Annotated in this window: 22 protein-coding genes; 15 read left to right on the plus strand and 7 right to left on the minus strand. The window is 66.3% G+C overall.

From position 1 onward, the window contains the following. Positions 1 to 16 precede the first annotated feature (16 nt). The 8 genes from KWG56_RS00455 to KWG56_RS00490 all read left to right on the plus strand — a co-directional run bounded on the left by KWG56_RS00455 (position 17) and on the right by KWG56_RS00490 (position 11519). The gene (locus tag KWG56_RS00455) at positions 17 to 1864 is read left to right on the plus strand and encodes a tetratricopeptide repeat protein (RefSeq protein ID WP_244999585.1); all 1848 of its coding nucleotides are present in this window, start codon (positions 17 to 19) and stop codon (positions 1862 to 1864) included. Between the two features lie 3 nt (positions 1865 to 1867). Beyond that, the gene (locus tag KWG56_RS00460) at positions 1868 to 2737 is read left to right on the plus strand and encodes a 4-(cytidine 5'-diphospho)-2-C-methyl-D-erythritol kinase (RefSeq protein WP_219353284.1); all 870 of its coding nucleotides are present in this window, start codon (positions 1868 to 1870) and stop codon (positions 2735 to 2737) included. A gap of 211 nt (positions 2738 to 2948) precedes the next feature. Next, positions 2949 to 3692 (plus strand): fasciclin domain-containing protein, encoded by a 744-nt coding sequence (locus KWG56_RS00465; protein ID WP_219353285.1) that lies wholly within the window; start codon positions 2949 to 2951, stop codon positions 3690 to 3692. A gap of 99 nt (positions 3693 to 3791) precedes the next feature. Next, entirely contained in the window at positions 3792 to 4685 is an 894-nt protein-coding gene (locus KWG56_RS00470) for a glycine--tRNA ligase subunit alpha (protein ID WP_201096703.1), read from the plus strand. Beyond that, the gene (gene glyS, locus KWG56_RS00475; protein WP_219353286.1) at positions 4685 to 6745 is read left to right on the plus strand and encodes a glycine--tRNA ligase subunit beta; all 2061 of its coding nucleotides are present in this window, start codon (positions 4685 to 4687) and stop codon (positions 6743 to 6745) included. Before KWG56_RS00470 ends, glyS begins: the two co-directional genes overlap by 1 nt. 218 nt (positions 6746 to 6963) lie before the next feature. Next, complete coding sequence (locus KWG56_RS00480; protein ID WP_219353287.1) at positions 6964 to 7920, plus strand: DMT family transporter; 957 nt, start codon at positions 6964 to 6966, stop codon at positions 7918 to 7920. 164 nt (positions 7921 to 8084) lie between these two features. Beyond that, on the plus strand, positions 8085 to 10763 hold the full coding sequence (gene ppdK, locus KWG56_RS00485; RefSeq protein WP_219353288.1) for a pyruvate, phosphate dikinase: 2679 nt from the start codon (positions 8085 to 8087) through the stop codon (positions 10761 to 10763). A 228-nt stretch (positions 10764 to 10991) separates the two neighbouring features. After that, complete coding sequence (locus KWG56_RS00490; RefSeq protein ID WP_219353289.1) at positions 10992 to 11519, plus strand: porin family protein; 528 nt, start codon at positions 10992 to 10994, stop codon at positions 11517 to 11519. A 103-nt stretch (positions 11520 to 11622) separates the two neighbouring features. Here KWG56_RS00490 and KWG56_RS00495 read toward each other — a convergent pair whose 3' ends face one another. Continuing rightward, entirely contained in the window at positions 11623 to 11883 is a 261-nt protein-coding gene (locus KWG56_RS00495) for a hypothetical protein (protein ID WP_219353290.1), read from the minus strand. Positions 11884 to 12028: 145 nt separating this feature from the next. Here KWG56_RS00495 and KWG56_RS00500 point away from each other — a divergent pair, with 145 nt between their 5' ends. Then, entirely contained in the window at positions 12029 to 13222 is a 1194-nt protein-coding gene (locus KWG56_RS00500; RefSeq protein WP_219353291.1) for a M48 family metalloprotease, read from the plus strand. A 9-nt stretch (positions 13223 to 13231) separates the two neighbouring features. Here KWG56_RS00500 and KWG56_RS00505 read toward each other — a convergent pair whose 3' ends face one another. From KWG56_RS00505 to KWG56_RS00525, 5 genes are all read right to left on the minus strand, one after another. Then, a complete protein-coding gene (locus tag KWG56_RS00505; protein ID WP_219353292.1) occupies positions 13232 to 14383 on the minus strand; it encodes a beta-ketoacyl-ACP synthase III in 1152 nt (383 codons plus the stop codon). Between the two features lie 112 nt (positions 14384 to 14495). Next, the gene (locus KWG56_RS00510) at positions 14496 to 16550 is read right to left on the minus strand and encodes a capsular polysaccharide biosynthesis protein (RefSeq protein WP_244999586.1); all 2055 of its coding nucleotides are present in this window, start codon (positions 16548 to 16550) and stop codon (positions 14496 to 14498) included. Positions 16551 to 16625: 75 nt separating this feature from the next. Beyond that, the gene (locus tag KWG56_RS00515; RefSeq protein WP_219353293.1) at positions 16626 to 17456 is read right to left on the minus strand and encodes an HpcH/HpaI aldolase/citrate lyase family protein; all 831 of its coding nucleotides are present in this window, start codon (positions 17454 to 17456) and stop codon (positions 16626 to 16628) included. Further along, entirely contained in the window at positions 17456 to 18145 is a 690-nt protein-coding gene (locus tag KWG56_RS00520) for an SDR family NAD(P)-dependent oxidoreductase (protein ID WP_219353294.1), read from the minus strand. The genes KWG56_RS00515 and KWG56_RS00520 overlap by 1 nt, the downstream gene beginning before the upstream one ends. Before the next feature lie 35 nt (positions 18146 to 18180). Next, positions 18181 to 18678 carry a GAF domain-containing protein gene (locus KWG56_RS00525; protein ID WP_219353295.1) on the minus strand — a complete coding sequence of 166 codons (498 nt, stop codon included), beginning with the start codon at positions 18676 to 18678 and terminating at the stop codon, positions 18181 to 18183. Between the two features lie 146 nt (positions 18679 to 18824). Here KWG56_RS00525 and KWG56_RS00530 point away from each other — a divergent pair, with 146 nt between their 5' ends. From KWG56_RS00530 to KWG56_RS00540, 3 genes are all read left to right on the plus strand, one after another. Further along, positions 18825 to 18989, plus strand: coding sequence for a hypothetical protein (locus KWG56_RS00530; protein WP_219353296.1), 165 nt, complete (start codon positions 18825 to 18827; stop codon positions 18987 to 18989). 292 nt (positions 18990 to 19281) lie between these two features. Continuing rightward, on the plus strand, positions 19282 to 19545 hold the full coding sequence (locus KWG56_RS00535; RefSeq protein WP_219353297.1) for a hypothetical protein: 264 nt from the start codon (positions 19282 to 19284) through the stop codon (positions 19543 to 19545). Next, the gene (locus KWG56_RS00540) at positions 19542 to 19928 is read left to right on the plus strand and encodes a hypothetical protein (RefSeq protein WP_219353298.1); all 387 of its coding nucleotides are present in this window, start codon (positions 19542 to 19544) and stop codon (positions 19926 to 19928) included. Before KWG56_RS00535 ends, KWG56_RS00540 begins: the two co-directional genes overlap by 4 nt. Here KWG56_RS00540 and KWG56_RS19005 read toward each other — a convergent pair. After that, complete coding sequence (locus KWG56_RS19005; RefSeq protein ID WP_373274037.1) at positions 19900 to 20061, minus strand: YlcI/YnfO family protein; 162 nt, start codon at positions 20059 to 20061, stop codon at positions 19900 to 19902. The genes KWG56_RS00540 and KWG56_RS19005 overlap by 29 nt on opposite strands. 107 nt (positions 20062 to 20168) lie before the next feature. On the opposite strand from KWG56_RS19005, the gene KWG56_RS00545 reads away from it, so the two are divergent. The 3 genes from KWG56_RS00545 to KWG56_RS00555 are packed head-to-tail and all read left to right on the plus strand — an operon-like array spanning position 20169 to position 21531. Beyond that, on the plus strand, positions 20169 to 20504 hold the full coding sequence (locus KWG56_RS00545; RefSeq protein ID WP_219353299.1) for a hypothetical protein: 336 nt from the start codon (positions 20169 to 20171) through the stop codon (positions 20502 to 20504). After that, entirely contained in the window at positions 20501 to 21025 is a 525-nt protein-coding gene (locus KWG56_RS00550; RefSeq protein ID WP_219353300.1) for a hypothetical protein, read from the plus strand. The genes KWG56_RS00545 and KWG56_RS00550 overlap by 4 nt, the downstream gene beginning before the upstream one ends. Further along, the gene (locus KWG56_RS00555; RefSeq protein ID WP_219353301.1) at positions 21022 to 21531 is read left to right on the plus strand and encodes an HNH endonuclease; all 510 of its coding nucleotides are present in this window, start codon (positions 21022 to 21024) and stop codon (positions 21529 to 21531) included. The genes KWG56_RS00550 and KWG56_RS00555 overlap by 4 nt, the downstream gene beginning before the upstream one ends. The last annotated feature ends 12 nt before the right edge of the window (positions 21532 to 21543 follow it).

Genomic DNA, 21543 nt, shown 5'->3' on the forward strand with positions numbered 1-21543 from the left:
CGTGAAGGGTCGGCGGATGACCACCTGCCGTTCGCGCCTGTTCGCCGCCTCCCTCACCGTTCTCGCCCTGGCGCTCGCCGGGCAGGCTGTGGCGCAGGAAACGCCTGCATCGGCCCCCGCCGTTCCGGTGCAGGCTGAGCCGACGCAGACCGAACCTGCCGATCCGGCTGCGGCCCCGGCAGAGGGGGAGGAGCCGGTCCCCCACATCATCATCGCCGAAACCACGCCGCCGATCCCCGAGGTCTGGTCGCCGATCCCGACGGATGCGATGGGCCGCAGCGCCTATGGCCTGTATCTGGCCGGTCGCCTGGCCTTGATGCGGGGTGACGGCGACATCGGCTCCGGCCTGCTGGCGCGCGCCAATGAGCTGGCGCCGGAACAGCCGCGCGTGCGCGAACAGGCCTTCACCTCGGCCCTGCTGACCGGGGACATGGATGTCGCGGCGCGTCTGGCCCCGGCCGCCGGGTCGGCCTCCGCCGCCTTTGTCGAGGGCGGACGTCTGGTGCGGGCGGTGCAGGACTTCGTCCACGGCCATCCGGCGGCGGCCAATGCGGCGCTGGAGATGCAGCCCATCGGATCGCCCCACGCGCGCGCCGGGCTGATGGTGGCGCCCTGGATCGCGGCGGCGGCGGGCGACTGGACCCGCGCCCTGGCCCCGGCCCCGACCGCAGGCGACGCCCTGACCCTGTCCTTCGCGCGCCAGAACCGGGCCATGCTGCTGGAGCGGCGGCGCGACTACGCCGTGGCCGAGGTCGAACTGAAGACCCTGTCCGAGATCCCGTCGGTCGGCATCCTGTTCAAACGCCCCTATGGCGAGTTTCTTGAGCGGCGCGGGCGGCTGGATGAGGCCAAGGCCGTCTATGAGGCCGCCGCCGCTGGCCCCAACGCTGATTTCGGCGCGCTGCGGGCGCTGGAGCGGATGCGCAATCGCGGACGCGCCCCGGCCCTGCCGACCCTGCGCGAAGGCGCGGCCGAAGCCCTGACCGCCGCCGCCGCGCAGGCCGCCGCCGAGCGCGGCAACGAGTTCGCCGCCGTCTATCTGCGTCTGGCCCTGAACCTGAACGACAGCGGCTCGACCCGGCTGCAGCTGGCCGGCGTGCTGGACCGCGCGGGTCTGAAGGCGGCCTCGCGCGCCGTGCTGTCCCAGGTCGGACCGCAGGATCCGGCTCTGTACGCTGCCGCCCGCGCGCAACTGGCGTTGAATCTTGAAGACAACAGCCAGCCGGACGAAGCCCTGGCCGCCCTGCGTCAGGCGGCCGCCGCTGCGCCGGAAGATCCCCGGATCACCCTGATCCTGTCCAGCCAGCTGACGCAGCTGAAACAGTATGACGAGGCCTTGAGCCTGCTGAACGGCCCGCTGCTGAACACGGCGGACCAGGGGGCGCAGATCCACTTCCTGCGCGGCGCGGTTCTGGAGGCGATGGGCCGCATTCCAGAAGCTGAGGCCGAGCTGTGGGCCGCCCTGCAACAGGACGGCGAGAACGCCAACACGTTGAACTATCTGGGCTATCTGTGGGTCGACAAGGGGCTGCGGGTTCAGGAAGGCGCCGAACTGATCGCCCGCGCGCACGCCCTCGATCCCGAAAACGGCAACATCCAGGACAGTCTGGGCTGGGCCCAGTTCAAACAGGGCCAGTTCGACACCGCCGTCGCCACTTTGGAAGAGGCGGTCGACAAGGAGCCGGCCAACGCCGAGATCAATGATCACCTCGGCGACGCCTATTGGCGGGTGGGGCGCGAGCGCGAGGCGCGCTGGCTGTGGAGCCGCGTCCTGACCCTGGACCCCGATGCCGAGCGCAAGGCCGAGGTCGAGCGCAAGCTTGAGGACGGCCTGAACGGCGTCGTCTCCGGCGCGTCGCAATAGGCCATGTCGATCCAGGCTCTGGCTCCGGCCAAGATCAATCTGTTCCTGCACGTCGGGGCGGTGGACGCCGAGAACTATCATCCGCTGTCCAGCCTGGTCGCCTTCGCTGAGGTCGGCGATCTGCTCACGGTGGAGCGGGCCGACCGGCTGTCGCTGAGCGTCGTCGGCCCGTTCGGCGCAGGCCTGGCGGCCGAGCCTGACAATCTGATCCTGCGCGCCCTGCGCCACCTGGGCCAGGCGACGGGCGCGGGCGAGCCGCCTCTGAAGGTCACGCTGGACAAGCGCCTTCCCATCGCGGCCGGACTGGGGGGCGGGTCGTCCGACGCCGGCGCCGCTCTCAATCTGGCCCGGCAAGCCCTGTCGCTGGATGTGTCGGACGAAGCGCTGGAAGCCGTCGCGGGCGTCATCGGCGCTGACGGCCCCATGTGTCTGCGCGCCCGCACCGCCTGGGCCGAGGGCAGGGGGGAGGTGCTGACCGACGAGCCGCGCCTGCCGCCGCTGCCGGTGGTGCTGTTCAATCCGGGTGTTCCGTCGCCGACGGGCGCCGTCTATCGCGCCTATGATGCGGGTCTGGTTCAGAGCGCAGACCGCCCGGTGCGGCCGCTGGATTGGTCAACGGCCTCCGTCATCGCCTGGCTGGCTCAACAGAGAAACGACCTGCAGCCCCCCGCCATCGCCCTGACGCCAGAGATCGGCGAGGCCCTGGCTGCCGTCGCTGCTGCGGATGGCGTGGCTCTGGCGCGGATGTCCGGATCGGGGGCGACCATCTTCGGTCTGTGCCAGACGCAGACGGAGGCGGATGCCGCCGCCGCAACCCTGGCTGATGCGCATCCGAACGCCTGGGTTCAGTCCAGTATTCTGGCGCTCAAGTAACCTTCAGACTTTGTGGCCAAACATCGGCCATATGGGCGTTTGACGGCGTGTTTCGCCCAGTTCTCGCCTAGATCATCACGAAAGTTTCAGGTTGTTTCACTTTCTCGGAACCGTATCGCCGGTCACCGATTGGGTTGGGCAGTTCCGATGACTGGAACGGGTCGTCTCCTCCCCGGACAACGATCCTCAAACAGAAAAAGGATACCCAGCCATGCTTCGTGCAAAACTGCTTGCCGCAACCGCTGTCGCTACCCTGATTGCTGCTCCGGCATTCGCTCAGGAAGCCGCCCAACCCGCCCCGGCTGAAGCCGCCGCCCCGGCCCAGGCTGCTGAAGCCGCCGCCCCGGCCCAGGCTGCTGAAGCCGCCGCCACCCCCGCCGCCGAAGGCACCGTCGTGGACGTGCTGAAGTCCAGCGGCCAGTTCACCACCCTGCTGTCCGCGCTGGATCAGGCGCAACTGACCGACACCCTGCAGTCGCGTCCGGCCATCTCCATCTTCGCCCCGACGGACGCAGCCTTCGCCGCCATGCCGGAAGCCGAGCGCACCCGCCTGCTGGACCCGGCCAACGCCAATGAGCTGCGTCAGGTGCTGCTGTACCACGTGATCGTCGCCGATGTTTCGCCCGACCAGATCCAGGGCAAGAAGGGCGGCGTTCCGACTGCATCCGAAGCTCAGATCCTGCTGGACGGCACGGGCTCGGCCATCAAGGCTGACAACGCCATCGTGGTCAGCGCCGAACTTGACGCGTCGAACGGCGCCGTCTTCCCGATCGACGCCGTGCTGAACCCGGCCAACTCGATGGCCGCCATGGGTGACGAAGAAGCCGTCCCTGCGGCTGAAGCGGCCCCGACCGACGCGGCGCCTGCTGCGACCGAGGCGACCGATCCGTCGGCCACCCCGCCGGTCGAATCGACTGATCCGGCCACGGAACAGACCGACCCTGCCCCGCAATAATCGCGGTTGATTGAAACACGCTCGCTTGGGTGTGTTGAAGCGGAAGGCGGCGGGCCCTATGGTCCGCCGTCTTTTTTGCAGCCCTTCCCCGAGCCCGATTTGAGCACCTCGACTGAACCGCTCGCGTTTCAGGACCTGATCCTGACGCTCCACCGCTATTGGGGCGAGCAGGGCTGCGCCATCCTGCAACCCTATGACATCGAGGTTGGAGCGGGCACGCTCCACCCCGCCACCGTGCTGCGCGCCCTGGGGCCCAAGCCCTGGAAGGCCGCCTATGTGCAGCCCAGCCGCCGCCCCGGCGACGGCCGCTATGGCGAGAACCCCAACCGGCTCCAGCATTATTATCAGTATCAAGTGATCCTGAAGCCGAACCCGGACAATCTGCAGGAGCTGTACTTGGGATCGCTGGCCGCGATCGGCATTGATCCCAAGCTGCACGACATCCGCTTTGTCGAGGACGACTGGGAGAACCCCACGGTCGGCGCCTGGGGTCTGGGCTGGGAGGTGTGGTGCGACGGGATGGAGGTGACGCAGTTCACCTATTTCCAGGGCGTCGGCGGCATCGAGGTGGACGTGGTCTCGGGCGAGCTGACCTACGGGCTGGAGCGTCTGGCCATGTATGTTCAGGGCGTCGACAATGTGTACGACCTGAAGTTCACCAAGGAGGGCCTGACCTATGGCGAGGTCTTCCTGGAGAACGAGCGCCAGCAGTCGGAAGCCAATTTCCACGGCTATGACGTCGATGGGCTGAAGCGCCGGTTCGAGGACATGGCAGCCGAGGTTTCGCGCCTGCTGGACATGCGCGGCCCGCAAGGCCAGCCGCTGGTCCTGCCCGCCTATGACCAGGTGCTGAAGGCCAGCCACCTGTTCAACCTGATGGATGCGCGCGGCGCCATCGCCGTGGCGGAGCGCCAAAGCTACATCGGCCGCATCCGCGAACTCTGCAAAGCCTGCGCCCTCGCTTACGTCGAACAAGAGCGGAAAACCGCCTGATGCCCCAGCTTCTCCTCGAAATCTTCTCCGAAGAAATCCCCGCCCGCATGCAGCAGGGCGCCGCGCGCGATCTGGAGCGTATGGCGACCGAGCGTCTGAAGGCCGCTGGCCTGACCTGGGATGCACTGACCACCTATGCCGGACCGCGCCGCCTGACGCTGGTGGTGGACGGCCTGCCTGCCGCCACGCCTGACCGCGAGGACGAGGTGAAGGGGCCGAAAGCCTCGGCGCCCGAACAGGCGCTGGAGGGCTTTCTTCGCAAGACCGGCCTGACGCGCGATCAACTGGTCGAGCGTGACGGCGTCCTGTTCGCCGTCATCAGCCAGCAGGGTCAGGCCACGCCCGGCCTGATCCCCGGCATGGTCGATCAGATCATCCGCAACTTCCCCTGGCCCAAGTCGATGCGCTGGGGTTCCGGCACGCTGCGCTGGGTGCGGCCGATCAAACGCATCCTGTGCATCTTCGACGGCCATGTCGTGCCGTTTGAGATCGACGGCATCCCGTCGGACGCGATCACCGAGGGGCATCGCTTCCTGGGATCAGGCGCGCCGTTCGCGGTCAGCGATTTCGTCGACTACCGCCACAAGCTGGAGCGCGAGCACGTCCTGATCGACGTGGCCGACCGCAAGCTGCGGATTCTGGAACAGGCCAAGGCCGCCTGCGCCGCGAAGGGTCTGTCGCTGGTCGACGACGACGGTCTGCTGGACGAGGTGGCGGGTCTGGCCGAATGGCCGACCCCGATCCTGGGCGACATGGACCCGCAGTTCCTGTCGCTGCCGCCCGAGGTGGTGCGCCTGTCGATGAAGGTGCACCAGAAGTATTTCGCCGTGCGCGATCCGTCGCATGAAGGTCTGGCGCCCAACTTCCTTGTCGTCGCCAATGTCGAGGCGACCGACGGCGGCAAGGCCCTGGCCGCCGGCAACAGCCGCGTCCTGTCCGCCCGTCTGAACGACGCCCGCTTCTTCTGGGACGAAGACCAGAAGGTCGGCTTCGACGCCTGGAACGCCAAACTGTCCGGCGTCACCTTCCACGCCAAGCTCGGGACGCTGGCGGAGCGGGTCGAGCGCATCGCCGCCCTGGCGCGCGAGATCGCCCCGCTGGTCGGCGCCGACGCCGATCAGGCGGAAACCGCCGCGCGCCTGTCCAAGGCCGATCTGGCCAGCGGCATGGTGGGCGAGTTCCCGGAACTGCAGGGCGTCATGGGCGGATACTACGCCCGTCTGGCGGGCCAGCCCGACGCCGCCGCCGACGCCATCCGCGACCACTATAAGCCGCAAGGCCCCGCCGACACGGTCCCGACCGCCCCGGTGACGGTCGCCGTGGCCCTGGCCGACAAGCTGGACACCCTGGTCGGCTTCTTCGCGATTGATGAGAAGCCCACGGGATCGAAAGACCCGTTCGCCCTGCGTCGCGCGGCGCTGGGCGTGATCCGGTTGGTGCTGGAGAATGGGGTGCGCGGCTCGTTGGTCGAGATGATGAAGCCAGCCGGAACGATGATCATCGCCGGCCGCAAGATGAGTGCGGATACGAAATACTCTGCTGATCTTCTCGCGTTCTTCGTTGATCGCCTGACCGTTCTCCTGCGCGATCGGGGCCAGCGCCACGACCTCGTGGCCGCCGTCTTCGCGCTGGGTGATGACGACCTCGTCCGCATCGTGCGTCGGGTGGAGGCGCTGGCGGCCTTCCTGGCGACGGACGACGGGGCGAACCTGTTGGCGGGGTACAAGCGCGCCTCCAACATCCTGCGCGCCGAAGAGAAGAAGGGGCCTTTGCCGACTGGCATGGTCCGCACCGGCCTGCCGAATCAGCCCGAGCCGGAAACGGCCTTGGCCTTCGCCGTCGGCGCGGCCCAGACCGCCGTGGACATCGCCCTTGACGCCGAGGACTTCGCCGCCGCCATGACGGCCCTGGCGGCCCTGCGCGCCCCGGTGGACGCCTTCTTCACCGATGTTCTGGTCAACTCCGACGTCGCCGAAGAGCGTGAAAACCGCCTGAAGCTGCTGGGTCAGGTCCGCAACGTCATGGGCAAGGTCGCCGACTTCGGCCAGATCGCGGGGTAGGTCTTTAGGGGCTTCATCCCAACACCGTCATTCCGGGGCGCCCATTGGGCGAACCCGGAACCCAGGAGGCTGGCATCAAGCGTCGAGTGCGTTCGGCGGAGCGCCTGTAGCCCTGGGTTCCGGGTTCTTCGCTGCGCTCAGCCCCGGAATGACGAGCTGAGAAGTTAACATAGGGCGTTTTGCTTCCCCTTCCTTCCCGCCCGGCCTAAAGCCCGGCCATGTCTTCCAGCCTGTTCACCACCCGTAGTTCGGTCTTCGCTCTGGCGACCCTGTGCTGCGCCCTGTGGGGCAGCGCGTTTCCGGCGATCAAGGCGGGGTTCGCCCTGCTGGCCGTGGCGCCGTCCGACATCGCCAGCCAGATGCTGTTCGCCGGTTGGCGGTTCGCGCTGGCGGGGTTGATCCTGCTGGTGCTGGCGGCGGCCATGAAGAAGACGGTGTTGCGCCTGTCGCTGGCGCAATTTCGGCAGGTGGGCCTGCTGGGCCTGACCCAGACCACGATCCAGTATGTCTTCTTCTATACGGGCGTGGCCCATGCGACGGGGGCCAAGGCGTCGATCACCAACGCCACCTCGACCTTCTTCAGCGTGATGCTGGCCCATTTCATCTATGCCAACGACCGGCTGAACGGGCGCAAGGCCCTGGGCTGCCTGATCGGGTTCGTCGGGGTCATGCTGGTCAATCTGGACCGGGCGGGGCCGAACGGCCTGGGTCTGGACTTCACCCTGCTGGGCGAGGGTTTCATCGTCATCGCCGCCTTCGTGCTGGCCGCCGCCTCCATCTACGGCAAGCGGGTGTCGCGCACCCTGGACCCGATGGTGATGACCGGCTGGCAGTTGACCATCGGCGGGGTGGTGCTGACGGTGATCGGGCTGGCGGGCGGCGGGCATCTGGCGGCGTTCGGCTGGGAGGCCACGCTGCTGCTGGCCTATATGGCGCTGCTGTCCTCGGCCGCCTTTGCGATCTGGAGCCTGCTGCTGAAGCATAATCCGGTGGGCATGATCGCGGCCTTCAACTTCCTGATTCCGGTGTTCGGGGTGGTGCTGTCGGGCCTGTTCCTGGGCGAGACGATCCTGAAATGGAGCTATCTGGGCGCGCTGATTCTGGTGTGCGCGGGCATCTGGCTGGTGACCCGGACGCCGCGCGCGCGACCGTTAGCGCTCTCAAAGACCGGATGAATTTGATCCTGCGGCGGAATGGCGAAGTTTGGTCACGTTTTGTTACGTGCGGCCTCGCCTTCGCGTTCGCAGCATTGTAGTCAGGGCCACCGCGAGCGGGGACAACCCGCCGCATCTTTACACGCGGGTGAAGGCCCGCCTGACCACGGCTCAGGGACTGCAAGATGACCAAGTGGGTGTACGGCTTCGGCGGAGGCTCCGCTGACGGTGATGCTTCGATGAAGAACCTTCTGGGCGGCAAGGGCGCGAACCTGGCCGAAATGTCCGCCCTGGGTCTGCCGGTGCCGCCGGGCTTCACCGTGACCACCGAGGTCTGCACCCACTATTACGCCAATGGCGAGACCTATCCCGCCGACCTGCAGGCGCAGGTTCAGACGGCGCTGGAGAAGGTTCAGGGCGTCGTCGGCAAGACGTTCGGCGATGTCGAGAACCCGCTGCTGGTCTCGGTGCGCTCGGGCGCGCGCGCCTCTATGCCGGGCATGATGGACACGGTGCTGAACCTGGGTCTGAACGACCAGACAGTCGAAGGCCTGGCCAAGCTGTCGGGTGACCGCCGCTTCGCCTTCGACAGCTACCGCCGCTTCATCACCATGTATTCCAACGTGGTGCTGGGCCTCAGCCACGACGACTTCGAAGAGGTGCTGGACCAGCACAAGGATCGTCTGGGCGTCACTGTCGACACCGACCTGAGCGCCGCCGACTGGGAGAAGGTCGTCGCGGACTACAAGGCCGTGGTCGAACGCGAGCTGGGTCACGCCTTCCCGCAGGACCCCAAGGACCAGCTGTGGGGCGCTGTCGGCGCCGTGTTCGAAAGCTGGATGAACGACCGGGCGAAATTCTATCGCCGCATGCACGACATTCCCGAAAGCTGGGGCACCGCCGTCAACATCCAGTCGATGGTGTTCGGCAATATGGGCGAGACCTCGGCGACGGGCGTGGCCTTCACCCGCAACCCCTCGACCGGCGAGGCGCGTCTGTACGGCGAGTTCCTGATCAACGCCCAGGGCGAGGACGTGGTCGCGGGCATCCGCACGCCCCAGTCCCTGACCAAGATCGGCCGCGAGGAGATGGGCGAAAAGGCCCCCTCGATGGAAGAGGCCATGCCGGAAGTGTTCGGCCAGTTCGTCGAGGTCGTCGGCAAGCTGGAAAGCCACTACCGCGACATGCAGGACATCGAGTTCACGGTCGAACAGGGCCGTCTGTGGATGCTGCAGACCCGCAACGGCAAGCGCACGGCCAAGTCGGCGCTGAAGATCGCCGTCGACCTGGCCGCCGAGGGCGTGATCTCGGAAGAAGAAGCCATCAGCCGCGTCGAACCTGCGTCTCTGGACCAACTGCTGCACCCGACGCTGGATCCCAATGCGGAACGTCGCGTGGTGGCGGCGGGCCTGCCGGCCTCGCCCGGCGCGGCGACCGGCAAGATCGTCTTTGACGCCGACGAGGCTGAACGTCTGGCCGGTCTGGGCGAGGCGGTCATTCTGGTGCGTGAGGAAACCAGCCCGGAAGACATCCACGGCATGCACGCGGCGCGCGGCATCGTGACGGCGCGCGGCGGCATGACCAGCCACGCGGCGGTCGTGGCGCGCGGCATGGGCCGGGCCTGCGTCTCGGGCGCCGGTGAAATCCACATCGACGAGGCCAAGGGCGTCTTCACCGCGCGCGGCCGCAGCTTCTCCGCCGGTGAAGTCATCACCATCGACGGGTCGAAGGGCGAGGTGCTGGACGGCGCCGTGCGCATGATCGAGCCGGAGCTGACCGGCGACTTCCAGACCCTGATGGCCTGGGCCGACAAGGCGCGCCGCCTGAAGGTCCGCGCCAACGCCGAAACCCCGCTGGACGCCAAGACCGCGCGCGGCTTCGGCGCCGAGGGCATCGGCCTGTGCCGCACCGAACATATGTTCTTCGACGACACCCGGATCGCCGCCGTGCGCGAGATGATTCTGGCTGACGACGAGGCGGGTCGCCGCACGGCCCTGGCCAAGATCGCCCCGTTCCAGAAGTCGGACTTCGCCGAACTGTTCGAGATCATGGCGGGCCTGCCGGTGACGGTGCGCCTGCTGGACCCGCCGCTGCACGAGTTCATCCCGCACACGGATGAGGACATCGACGCCCTGGCCGCCACCTCGGGCATCGACGCCGACAAGCTGAAGCGCCGGGCCAAGGAACTGCACGAAACCAACCCCATGCTGGGCCACCGCGGCTGCCGCTTGGGCGTCGCCTATCCTGAAATCTATGAGATGCAGGTCCGCGCCGTTCTGGAGGCCGCTCTGGACGTGAAGGCCAAGTCGGGACAGGCGCCGATCGTGGAGATCATGCATCCGCTGGTGGCGACCGGGCTGGAGATGAAATATCTCCGCGAACTGACCGATCGCACCGCCAAGGCTGTGTTCGACGAAGCGGGCCAGCAGGTCGATTATCTGGTCGGCGCCATGGTCGAACTGCCGCGCGCCGCCATCCGTGCGGGCGATCTGGCCGAATACGCCCAGTTCTTCAGCTTCGGCACCAACGACCTGACCCAGACCACCTTCGGCATCAGCCGCGACGACTCGGGCCGCTTCCTGCAGGCCTATCTGGACAAGGGCATCTTCGAGACGGACCCGTTCGTGCGTCTGGATCAGGACGGCGTCGGCGGCCTGATCGAGATCGCGACCGAGCGCGGCCGCGCCGCCCGCCCGGACGTCAAGCTGGGCATCTGCGGCGAGCATGGCGGCGATCCCGCCTCCATCGCCTTCTGTGAGAAGACCGGCCTGGACTACGTCTCCTGCTCGCCCTACCGCGTGCCGATCGCCCGTCTGGCGGCGGCCCAGGCCGCGCTGGACATCGAGCGTGAAAAGGACCGCTGAGATCTGATCTAGCCAGAGACTGAAGGGCGGCTTCTGTGGAGGCCGCCCTTTTTGCTTGAGGTCACAAAGTCGCCGTTCTTAGCAAAACGCTGTGTGTGGCTTTGTGCCAACAGGCATAGACTGCTTCGGTCTGGCTCTGGAACAGATCAGGCGGTCACCTATTTAAGCACTCGCTGGATGGGGCTGATGTTCCTTCGGTTCATCACATCTAGGAGTTAATAAGAAACAATGCGTAACATTCTTCTCGCCGCTGTCGCCGTTTCCGCAATCGCTGCGCCTGCCTTTGCTCAAACCAATCCTGAGCCGCGTGGTTACGGTTCGCTGGGTTACACTTATCTTGATGGCGATACCGCCACGACTGGCGCCGTCACAGGCCGCCTGGGCGTGAACATCAACCGTTACATCGGCGTCGAGACCGAAGCCTCGGTCGGCGTGAAAAAGGACGATGTGACGATCAACGGCGTTGATGGCCGGATCAAGCAGAACTGGGACGCCGCGGGCTATGTGGTTGGCCGCGTGCCGGTGTCCAATAACCTGGAACTGTTTGCGCGTGGTGGTTACGGCCACACCGAACTGAAGCAGGACGTTGTGGGCGCGCCGACTGACATCGGCGGCGACAGCTGGAACTATGGCGCTGGCGCCAACTACTTCCTCGACGGCGTGAACGGCGTCCGCGCCGACTGGACCCGTCGCGACTACCGCGATGATGGCGGCAAGGCCGACGCCTACTCGGTCAGCTACATCCGTCGCTTCTGATCTTCAGCTTCCGCTGAACAGAAAAAGGGCGCGCTCCGAAAGGGGCGCGCCTTTTGCATTTTCCAGGTGACTGTCGTCAGGCCCCCGTTTTCAGGCCCCGTCGTCAGGTCATGTCGCCGGCGAGGGCCCAACGTTGCGAGCCTTCGCCGAACGGGCGCACGAACATATCGCGATACTGTTCGAAGGCTTCGATGATCTTCTGGCGCAGGTCCGTGGGATTCACGGCTTCGCCACGCTGGCGTTTCATCGCCGTCACGCAGTCGACCACCAGATTCTGGTGCGCCGATCCGCCCATGCTTCGCAGCACGGCGGCGATGTCCTTGGCCAGGCTTTCCAGGACATGTTTCGGTGTTGTCTGAGCCATCTGGGCGCTCCCCTGTTCTCGACAGCAGAAGCCGTGACAAAAACGGGCCGGAGTTTCAAGCTTGGCCGCGCATTTGTGATCATGAAAGCGAATTAACCTGACATAACGCCGGTCACGCGTTCTGGTTCTCTGGAGGGAGGACGATATGAACAGTTTTGATCCGGCGGCGGCGACCGCCCATTGGCTGGCGACCCTGTCGCCGCAGGAGACGGCGCGGGCTGTGGCCTATACGCAGGGCTCGCACTGGCTGATCCTGTGGGGTTTTCTGGTTTCGGCCCTGGTCGCCTGGATCATCGTGCGGACGAACTGGCTTGTGGCGATCCGGGAGCGGGTCGAACGCAAGAAGCCTCGGCCCAATCTGGCGACCCTGGCGGTTGCGGCTGCCTATTTCGCGCTCAGCACCCTTATGGCCCTGCCGTGGGCCGTCTATGAGAGCTGGTGGCGCGAGAAGGCCTATGGCCTGACCAGCCAAGCGTTCAGGGGCTGGCTCAGCGAAGCGCTGATCGGAGCGGCCGTGTCGGTCGTGCTGTCGTCGCTGCTGCTGGTTGTCATCTACGCCCTGATCCGGCGGGCGCGGCGCCTGTGGTGGGCGTGGGGCGCGGTGGTGACTGCGGTGTTCATCGTCATCGGCCTGGTCGCGTCGCCGATCCTGATCGAGCCGATCTTCAACACCTATACGCCCGCGCCAAACGGCCCCGTCCGTGACGCCGTGGTCGAACTGGCCAAACAGACCGGCACGCCGTCGGACAAGATCTTCATCTACAACGGCTCCAAACAGTCGGACCGCTACACCGCCAATGTGTCCGGCCTGTTCGGCACGGCGCGCGTGGCCATGAGCGACACCATGTTCCAGCAGGGCGCCGACCTGTCAGAGGTGCGCGGCGTGGTAGGTCATGAGATGGGGCATTACGTCCACGCCCATGTGCTGTGGATGGTGGGTGTTCTGGTCATTCTGGCGGGGCTGGCCTTCTGGCTGACCGACCGGCTGTATCCCTTCGCGCGGCGTCTGTTGGGCGCGAAGCGGGTGGGGGACATCTCCGACCCGGCGGGCCTGCCGGTGCTGGGGCTGGTGCTGGCCTTCCTGGGTGTGCTGGCGACCCCGGTCTTCGCGACCATGACGCGTACCATCGAGCAAGACGCCGACCACTTCTCGCTCGTTCACGCCAATGAGCCGGATGGCCTGGCCAAGGCGCTGGTGAAGACGGCCGAATACCGCGCGCCCTCGCCCTCGGCCATTGAGGAGTTCCTGTTCTACGATCACCCCAGCGTCGAAAACCGCGTGCGCCGCGCGATGGAGTGGAAGAAGGCTCACCCCGAGACGGGCAAGCCTGTCTCCTAGGCCAGTCTCTCAGGCCCGTTTGCGAACGAAGACGGCGCCGGCGGAATAGCCGGCGCCGAAGCTGCAGATCAGCCCCGTGTCGCCCGGCTGGAACCCGTCGTTGTGCAGATGGAAGGCGATGATCGAGCCTGCCGACGAGGTGTTGGCGTAGTCGTCCAGGATGATGACGTTCTCATCTTCCGACGGTTCGCGGCCCAGCACCTTCTTGCCGATCAGGGTGTTCATGTTGATGTTGGCCTGGTGCAACCACAGGCGCTTCAGACCGTGCGGGTCCAAGCCCAGTTCGTCGGCGTAGTCGACGATCATGTCCGACACCATCGGCACCACGTCACGGAAGACCTTGCGGCCCTGCTGGACGAACAGCTTGTCGTTCTGCTGTCTGTCGTCGGCGACGGTGGCGTCCAGATGTTCGGTGTCGCGCGCCGCCCGGTTCAGGAAGCCGAAGTTGTTGCGGATGTTGTTGGAGAAGACCGTCTTCAGCCGTGCGCCCAACACGTCCCAGCCGCCGGGACCGGCCGTGTCCGACGATTCCACGATCACAGCCGTGGCCACGTCGCCGAAGATGAAATGGCTGTCGCGGTCGGTGAAGTTCAGGTGGGCCGAACAGACCTCGGGATTGACCATCAGCACCGCCTTGGCCGAGCCGGAAGCGATGAAGTCCGCCGCCGTCTTGATGCCGAAGGTCGCCGACGAACAGGCCACGTTCATGTCAAAGGCGAAGCCCTCGATGCCCAGGGCCTGTTGCACCTCGATCGACAGGGCGGGATAGGCGCGCTCCATATTGGAGGCGGCGCACAGGACGGCGCCGATCTCGCTGACCGGCTTGCCCCATGCGGCGATGGCCTGCTGGGCGGCCTTGACCGCGATCTCGGCCAGGATCGACAGGTCTTCGTTCGAGCGTTCCGGCAGGCGAGGGGCCATGCGCTGCGGGTCGATGATGCCGGTCTTGTCCAGCACGAAGCGACTCTTGATGCCCGACGCCTTCTCGATGAAGGCCGATGAGGAATGGGTCTTGGCCTCTAGTTCGCCGGCCTCGATCTCGGCGGCGTGACGCGCGTTCCACCCGTCGGCCCAGGCGTTGTAGCTGGCGACCAGTTCGTCGTTCGAGACGGATTGCTCGGGGGTGAAGAGGCCGGTGGCGGCGATGACGGCGTGGGGCATCTTTTGTTTCTTTGTTCCTATCGCTCAGCCCGCGGGGCCTCGCTGCTTGAGGAGCCTGTTCCTGTCGCGCGGCCTCGGTGGTTCGAAGCAGAGCGTTTCATATCTAAACCCGTCAATAGGATGGCGGAGGCTTTCGGTCGAGACTGGCGATCACGCCGGTGGCCCAACGTTGTATTTGTCCACGCGGCGCCCTGGGAGTCGGCTGGTCGCGGGCGGCGATCAGGATATTGACCAGATCCTCGGCCTCGCAAGGCCAGCCCTCGGGCGTGACATAGATCGGATAGGCGATCAGGGCGGCGTGGATCAGGTGGTCGATGCTGGCCCGGCGATGGCGGCGCGCGAATGTCATCCGGTCGTCGGTCAGACCCCAGCCCGCATAGAAGGGGCGGCCATAGACGGACACGGCCTTGCCTCTCATCAGGGCCTCGAACCCGGTCAGGGAAGTCAGGGTGGCGACCCGCTGGCAGGCCGCCAGACAGTCGATGATGTCCAGCCCATCCCCCGTCGCATCCACCGACGCCATGGCCGAGGCGTCCAGTTTGCCGGGACGGTTGCCCGCCAGCACATCCGGGTGGTTGCGATAGACCAGGAAGGCGTCCGGGTGATCGGCGCGCGCCGCCTCGACTAGGGCCGAGTTGGTGTTCAGGTCGGGGCCGCAGCCCAGCAGGATCGACTTGTCGTTCTCGACCTGGCCCACCACCAGCAGGATGTCGCGGTCCGTGGGCCAGCCGGTCGGGGCCTGACCCTTCAGATTATATTTCGACAGGCCCGCATCGACGACCCGCATCCGCAGTTTTGCGGCCCGCGCCAGTTGAGTGGGCGACAGGTCGTCAGTCTCGATCAGGGTTTCCAGCCGCGACGGGCGGGACGGGTCGTAATAGACGCCCTGATCATCCAGGGCGACCGACAGGGCGCCGACGAAGTCCGATCCCAGGCCGCGTGAGCGGATGAAGCCGTCCTCCATCCGCACGGTCGGACCGTGGAAGGCGGCGGCCGCCTGGCGCGTCGCCTCGCTCTCCTTGCCCGCCCACCAGATCAGGCGACCGTGCGTCGTCTGGGCATGGGCGGCGGCGCGGCGGGGCGACATGAAATAGCGCAGCGACGCCTTGGGCGAGTTCAGCAGGCGGCGCACCGGCGGACGCTTGGCCGGGGCGAAACCGACCGCTGCCCATGATCCCGCCAGCCGATCGGCCCTGTCGCGCAGAGCGATCAGTCGTTCCAGCGCCTGTTCCGCCTCGCACCTCTGGCCCGTGACCGGATCGACATAGCGGCTGTAGGCGATCAGGGCAGCGGCGGCGATCTGTTCGATGCTGCACCCCACGCCGCGACGGCCGGTCTCCACTGCATCCGTCGTCAGGCCCCAGCCGGAATAGAAGGGCGCGCCGAAACAGCGGACGGGCAGGCCGCGCAGCAGGGCCTCGAACCCCAGGGCCGAGGTCACGCAATAGACGGCGTCCACCGCATCCAGCAGGTCGGCGGGCCGCACATCGGCGTCAATCAGCGTCAGGCCTTTCAGGTCGGTGACACAGCCCTGTTTACGGCCAGCCGCGACGGCGGGGTGGCGTTTCAGGATCAGCTGGGCGTCCGGTTCATCCCGGCGCGCGGCGGCGACCATGTCCGCGAAGCTCTGCTGTGAAGCCAATCCATAGCCGATGGAGGCATCGCCGAACGTCTGATCCACGATCAGCACACGCCGTCCGGGCTTCAGCAGGCCGGGGTCCAGCGGCCCGCCCATATTGGTCTTGGACACCCGTGCGCCGACGATCCGGTCGATCAGGATGCGGGCGCGGGCGGTCATGGCCGCATCGCACCAGACGTCGGCGGTCTGGATCAACTGCTCCAGACGGCTGGGCCGGGTCGCATCGTAATAGACGCCCAGATCATCGACGATCAGGCTGAGGCTGGCCGCGCCCGCCTCTCCGATGCCGACCGAACGCAGGAAGCCGTCCTCCAGCGCGACATAGGGGCGGTCATTCTTTTGCGCCCAGCGCCGCCCGGTTGCGGCGGTCGGCTTCATGCCCCAGCCCAGCACGGCCTGTACGTCGGCACCGGGCAGGGCGCGCAGGTCGTAGTCAGGCAGGAAGGTCGCCAGGAAGGGCAACTTCAGCACGCCCGGCGCACAGACCCAGGCCGGCGTTCTGGCGGAATTTTCAGCAGTTGTGGGCAAGGATGATCCGACGTGGTGGAACATCAAGCTTTAGGGCGGTTGGTTGGGGGCGGCTAGGGCGCAGCCCGATCCTTTTTATCCCGCCCGCACCAGCAGAGCCTGGGCCTGCTCCAGATGCAACCGTTCGACCATCGCGCCATTGACGCGGATGGCGCCCAGACCCTCGGCCTCAGGCGCGGCGAAGGCGGCGATGACGGCGCGGGCCTGTTCGACCTCAGCCTCGGACGGCGAGAAGGCGGCGTTGGCGGGCGCGATCTGCGACGGGTGGATCAGGCTCTTGCCGTCGAACCCGTACAGGCGCCCTTGGGCGGCCTCGGCGGCGAGACCATCCGTGTCGTCGATGTGGTTGTACACCCCGTCGATGGCCAGAAGATTGTGGGTGCGGGCGGCGGCGACCAGCAGGGCCAGCCACGGTTTGAACGGTTCGCGATCCGGCGACGGGCCGGTCCCTAGCGCCTTGGCCAGATCATTGACGCCCAGCATCAGCCCGTCCAACGCGCCGCCTGCCTCGGCGATTTCGGTCAGGGTCAGCAGGGCGCGCGGCGTCTCGATCATGGCCCACAGGGCGGCGCCCTTGGGCAGCCAGGCGGTGATGGCGTGAACCGTCTCGGGCGTTTCGACCTTGGGCGCGACGATCAGGGCGGCGCCTGCCGCCTTCAGCGCCGCCAGGTCATCCAGACCCCAGGGCGTGTCCAGCCCATTGATCCGAACGCCCAGGCGCGGGCCGAAGCCGCCTGCCTGAACGGCGGCGGCCGCGGTGGCTCGGGCCTCTGCCTTGGCCTCGGGCGCAACGGCGTCCTCAAGGTCCAGAATGGCGACATCGCAGTCCAGGGTGCGGGCCTTCTCGACCGCGCGGGCGTTGGAGGCGGGCAGATAGAGAACGCTGCGGACGCGGTCGGCGCGCATCAGACGCGCCCCGTCACAGGCACCAGGGCGCCGGTCATCGCCCGGCTCTCAGGCGAGGCCAGAAACAGGATGACGGCCGCCAGGTCAGCGGGGGCCACCCATGCGGCGGGATCGGCGTCCGGCATGTCCTTGCGGTTGGCGGGCGTGTCGATGATCGAGGGCAGGACGGCGTTCACGGTGACGCGCGTGGACTTCAACTCGTCAGCCAGCGCCTGGGTCAGGGCATGGACCCCGGCCTTGGCCGCGCCATAGGCCCCCATGCCCGCGTCGGGCTTCAGCGCCGCCGCCGATCCGATGTTGATGATCCGCCCTTCATCGGACGCCTTCAGATAGGGCAGGGCGGCGCGGCTGGCGTTCAGGGCGGTGGCGACGTTCAGCGCGTGCATCCGGTCCCAGGCGGGTGCGGCGTCATCGGTGGTCTGCCAGACGAAACCGCCCGCGATGTTCAGCAGGACATCCAGCCTTCCGAAGCGGCTGATCACGCCGGTAATGGCGGCTTCGGCCTGTTTGGGGTCGGTCAGGTCCACCCCGCCCAGCGCCAGCACGCCCTGCGGAACAGGATTGCCCATGGCGTGGTCTATGACGGCGATCTTCAGCCCGGCCCCGCCGCCTGCGTCGCGCGCCGCCGACAAGACGGCCTGGCCCAGGGCGCCGTGTCCGCCCGTGATCGCGATCACCCGTTCCGACATTTCGTTCTCCATCACCGCCGGACCATAGAGGCAGATCAGTCGGCGGCGAAGACCCGGGACATGAGGCGTTCCAGCGCGGTCCGATCCTCGGCGTCGAAGGCGGCTTTCACTGTGGCGTCCACGTCGAACACGGCGATCAGGGCGCCGGACGCGTTCAGCACCGGCACGACGATCTCGCTCTCGGAACGGCTGTCGCAGGCGATGTGGCCGGGGAAGGCGTGAACATCCTCGACGATCTGGGTCGCCCGCGTCGCCGCCGCCGCGCCGCACACCCCGCGCCCAAAGGCGATCCGCAGACAGCCCAGCGTGCCCTGATAGGGACCGACCACCAGTTCGTCCGCCTTGTCCGGATCCACGACGTAGAAGCCGGTCCAGAAGAAGTGCTCAAACGCGTCCGCCAGCATGGACGACACCGTGGCCATCCGCGCCGTCAGATTCGGCTCGCCATCCAGCACGGCCAGAATTTCGGCCTCGACCTCGGCATAGCGGGCGGCCTTGTCGGCGGGGCGGTCGTCGCGGGCGACATAGGCCATCAGAACTCTCCTTCAACGGGCGGCGATATAGGGTGCTGGCGCGCGTGATGCGAGAGTGCAGGCGAGCGGTCTGCGTCCATTTCAGTCGCGCGGATGTGAAGCCACTCAAACCGCCGATACGCGTTGATCTTCGGGAGGACAGGCAGATGAAACCTGACCGCAGAGATCAAGTCGGCGCATCCGAAAGAATCGATCTGGTCCAACTGGCCGCCGAACTGGCGAGCCGGGGCTTCTATGTGATCGGCGAACTGCACGCCTCGCCGCCGACAGACAGGCCTGAACCCGACGCGCGAATGCCGCGCTCACCCTAAAGGGGCGGCCGCTTTTCCTGAACGAAAACCAGATCAGCGACCGTCAGCAGATCGCCAGTCGTGTCGAGAAACAGATCGGGAAAGGAGTGGTAGGCCCGGAGGGAGTGTTTCTCCACAGGAAATACAACGCGCTAGCAGGTCTAACCGGGGCTACTAGCCTTCAATCAATTCAAGCGGTTATGGCGCAGTGTCTAACCTGAAAGCCTCATTTCCGCTTCTCTATGTTCTCGTTGTGTTCTGGCTTGGTCGGCGCCATATGTCTTTCCCGGTCGGTGGCGCGACGGAGGACATCATGGGCCAGCCCCTATCAACCGAAGAACTGATGCGCCTGGACGCCGAACTGGCAGCGCGCACCGCACCCTTGCCAGGCGTCCCGCATCCAGCACCTCACCCCAGCCTGCCGCCGACTTTGGGGGCTGGATCGAACGTCGCCTATGTGTCGAAGGAAGAGAATGACCGCCTGGTCAGCGCCGCTCTCGCGCTGGGCATGGGCCAGTTCGCCAAGATGACGGCGGACGAGACGCACAGGTTCGCGGCCCGCCTTTCGCGGCGATGACCCACGAGACCGTTTCCGCGATGATAGAGCGCGGGGCCAAAATCCGATGGGAGTGCGAGATCAGTCCGCTTGCTCACTGTGGGGCGGCGGACCTGAACGCCATCGCGCAAGCCAAGGGCGGCGACTTCACCCTGGCTAACCGTCGCCCGGCCTGCCGCATCCCAGGCTGCCCCGGCCGCGTCCGGTTCATGGACAAGTCCCATGCATGGCCTCGACAGGTGGACACCATCACCGAAAACAACGGCGCATGGTGGGATTACAGCGCGGCCGAAAAAGAGCGGCTCTATGCTCTGGGCTGGTGGCTTGAAATGGGGAAATGGCAGCCACCGCCTGCGCCGGTCTATGGGGCCGGCGCTACTGCTTCGCCGCCTCGCGACGTTTGATCTCAGCTTCGACGGCGGCTTTCAGGAAATCAGATCGGTTTTCGCCTTCACGGCGCACGGCGTCGATCCGCGCGAACGTCCCCTCGGGGAAACGCCCCGGCATGTTTTCAAAGTTCAGCTTCGGACGCCCCATGCGCGGCGCGATAGCTGATATCTCCTGTGCCGACAAACTGATATCTCCTATTGCGCCGTAACTGATATCTGCTATTCGTAAGTGATATCAACTACGGAGGCAAGGCGATGAACGATGTAGTGCACCTCGGCGGGCGTCTCGCGGTGAGCGAGTTGGCCCCGACAGTGATCGTGCGACACGACCCGATGAATGACGAAATGGTGGTGAACGTGGCTCAGGTGATGACCGGCACGGAGCCGCTAGGCTCGCAAGCGGGCAAAGAAGCTGTCCGGTTGGCGCGCGTCATGGCCGCATCCGACGATCTGCTGGAAGCCCTGGTGCAGGCAAAGAAGGCTCTGTGGATCGACGCTCGCGCTCAGTGGACCATGGCCGACTTCAAGGCGTGGCCTGTTGTCCAGCAGATTGACGCGGCGCTGACGAAAGCGACCGGGGTGCCTCGATGACCGCTCAACCTTCCACGGTCTGTCGTGGATGCGATCAGCCGATCATCGCTGGACAGCTACGACGCGGCGACAACTGGCATGCCGCGTGCCATTCATCGGCTTTCAGCGAGATCGACCTCGCGAACCGCGCTCCGCGCCTATCGCGAATGCCGCGCGTCAAAGGGCTGACGCCGACACAGGTTCTGATCCTGACAGCAGCAGCCCGGTCCTCCGGCGGCACTGTCGGCTTCGGCGCAGGAGATAGGCGCGGCTCGCGCGTCGCGAAATACGACGACATGGGCCGCCCATGGATCGTCGCCTACAGCAGCCCGCAGTATTTCCTGAAGTGCCGGGGTCTCCTCGTTCAGGCGAACGAGCCGCACATCTACCGCATCACCGACGCGGGCCGCGCGATGCTTGCGCCCGCTAACTACGAGAAGTGCATTTGCGGCGCGCTGAGCCATGTGCAGGAAGCGGCGTGCGTCACCTGTGGTGAGGCCAAGGAATGGGACGCCAAGGCTACCGGGGAGGCGGGGCAATGAGAACGGTTCGTCAATGCGTCGAGCGCGACGGAGTTGGCATAGTCCCGCTGTCTCGTGGACTGGAAGCCGTCGTCGATTTAGTCGATCTGCCCCTCGTCGAACCGTTCAACTGGGCGGCGCTCTGCACCAAGACGGGTCATGCCTACGCACAGAGATCGAGGACGATCGAAGGCCGGGTAACGCACATTCTGATGCACCGGGCGATCATTGAACCGCCTCCTGGGATGGTGATCGACCATATTAATGGAAATGGTCTGGACAACCGACGCAGCAATCTCCGCATCTGTTCCCACAACGACAACATGAAGAATCAGGTCGTGCATCGGATCAATAAACTGCAGGCCAAGGGCGTGTACCTTCCAAAGGGCAAGCAGCGTTACCGAGCGACCATCACCTTCAATGGTCGGAAAATCCGCCTCGGCAGCTACGCGACCGTTCAGGAGGCGGCCGCCGCCTACAAGGGCGCGGCAATTGCTTTGGGCGGCGAGTTCGCAAACGACACCTAAACGTAAAAAGAG

The sequence above is a fragment of the Brevundimonas nasdae genome (assembly GCF_019395145.1).
GTDB classification, from domain to species: Bacteria; Pseudomonadota; Alphaproteobacteria; order Caulobacterales; family Caulobacteraceae; genus Brevundimonas; species Brevundimonas nasdae.

Excerpts from the sequence above, each read along its gene's own strand:
- KWG56_RS00500 (WP_219353291.1), top strand. The coding sequence starts at position 12,029 with ATGAACAGTTTTGATCCGGCGGCGGCGACCGCCCATTGGCTGGCGACC.
- KWG56_RS00490 (WP_219353289.1), top strand. The coding sequence starts at position 10,992 with ATGCGTAACATTCTTCTCGCCGCTGTCGCCGTTTCCGCAATCGCTGCG.
- ppdK (WP_219353288.1), top strand. The coding sequence starts at position 8,085 with ATGACCAAGTGGGTGTACGGCTTCGGCGGAGGCTCCGCTGACGGTGAT.
- KWG56_RS00505 (WP_219353292.1), bottom strand. The coding sequence starts at position 14,383 with ATGCCCCACGCCGTCATCGCCGCCACCGGCCTCTTCACCCCCGAGCAA.
- KWG56_RS00460 (WP_219353284.1), top strand. The coding sequence starts at position 1,868 with ATGTCGATCCAGGCTCTGGCTCCGGCCAAGATCAATCTGTTCCTGCAC.
- KWG56_RS00535 (WP_219353297.1), top strand. The coding sequence starts at position 19,282 with ATGGGCCAGCCCCTATCAACCGAAGAACTGATGCGCCTGGACGCCGAA.
- KWG56_RS00520 (WP_219353294.1), bottom strand. The coding sequence starts at position 18,145 with ATGTCGGAACGGGTGATCGCGATCACGGGCGGACACGGCGCCCTGGGC.
- KWG56_RS00530 (WP_219353296.1), top strand. The coding sequence starts at position 18,825 with ATGAAACCTGACCGCAGAGATCAAGTCGGCGCATCCGAAAGAATCGAT.
- KWG56_RS00540 (WP_219353298.1), top strand. The coding sequence starts at position 19,542 with ATGACCCACGAGACCGTTTCCGCGATGATAGAGCGCGGGGCCAAAATC.
- KWG56_RS00455 (WP_244999585.1), top strand. The coding sequence starts at position 17 with ATGACCACCTGCCGTTCGCGCCTGTTCGCCGCCTCCCTCACCGTTCTC.
- KWG56_RS00495 (WP_219353290.1), bottom strand. The coding sequence starts at position 11,883 with ATGGCTCAGACAACACCGAAACATGTCCTGGAAAGCCTGGCCAAGGAC.
- KWG56_RS00555 (WP_219353301.1), top strand. The coding sequence starts at position 21,022 with ATGAGAACGGTTCGTCAATGCGTCGAGCGCGACGGAGTTGGCATAGTC.
- KWG56_RS19005 (WP_373274037.1), bottom strand. The coding sequence starts at position 20,061 with ATGGGGCGTCCGAAGCTGAACTTTGAAAACATGCCGGGGCGTTTCCCC.
- KWG56_RS00525 (WP_219353295.1), bottom strand. The coding sequence starts at position 18,678 with ATGGCCTATGTCGCCCGCGACGACCGCCCCGCCGACAAGGCCGCCCGC.
- KWG56_RS00515 (WP_219353293.1), bottom strand. The coding sequence starts at position 17,456 with ATGCGCGCCGACCGCGTCCGCAGCGTTCTCTATCTGCCCGCCTCCAAC.
- glyS (WP_219353286.1), top strand. The coding sequence starts at position 4,685 with ATGCCCCAGCTTCTCCTCGAAATCTTCTCCGAAGAAATCCCCGCCCGC.
- KWG56_RS00465 (WP_219353285.1), top strand. The coding sequence starts at position 2,949 with ATGCTTCGTGCAAAACTGCTTGCCGCAACCGCTGTCGCTACCCTGATT.
- KWG56_RS00545 (WP_219353299.1), top strand. The coding sequence starts at position 20,169 with ATGAACGATGTAGTGCACCTCGGCGGGCGTCTCGCGGTGAGCGAGTTG.
- KWG56_RS00550 (WP_219353300.1), top strand. The coding sequence starts at position 20,501 with ATGACCGCTCAACCTTCCACGGTCTGTCGTGGATGCGATCAGCCGATC.
- KWG56_RS00480 (WP_219353287.1), top strand. The coding sequence starts at position 6,964 with ATGTCTTCCAGCCTGTTCACCACCCGTAGTTCGGTCTTCGCTCTGGCG.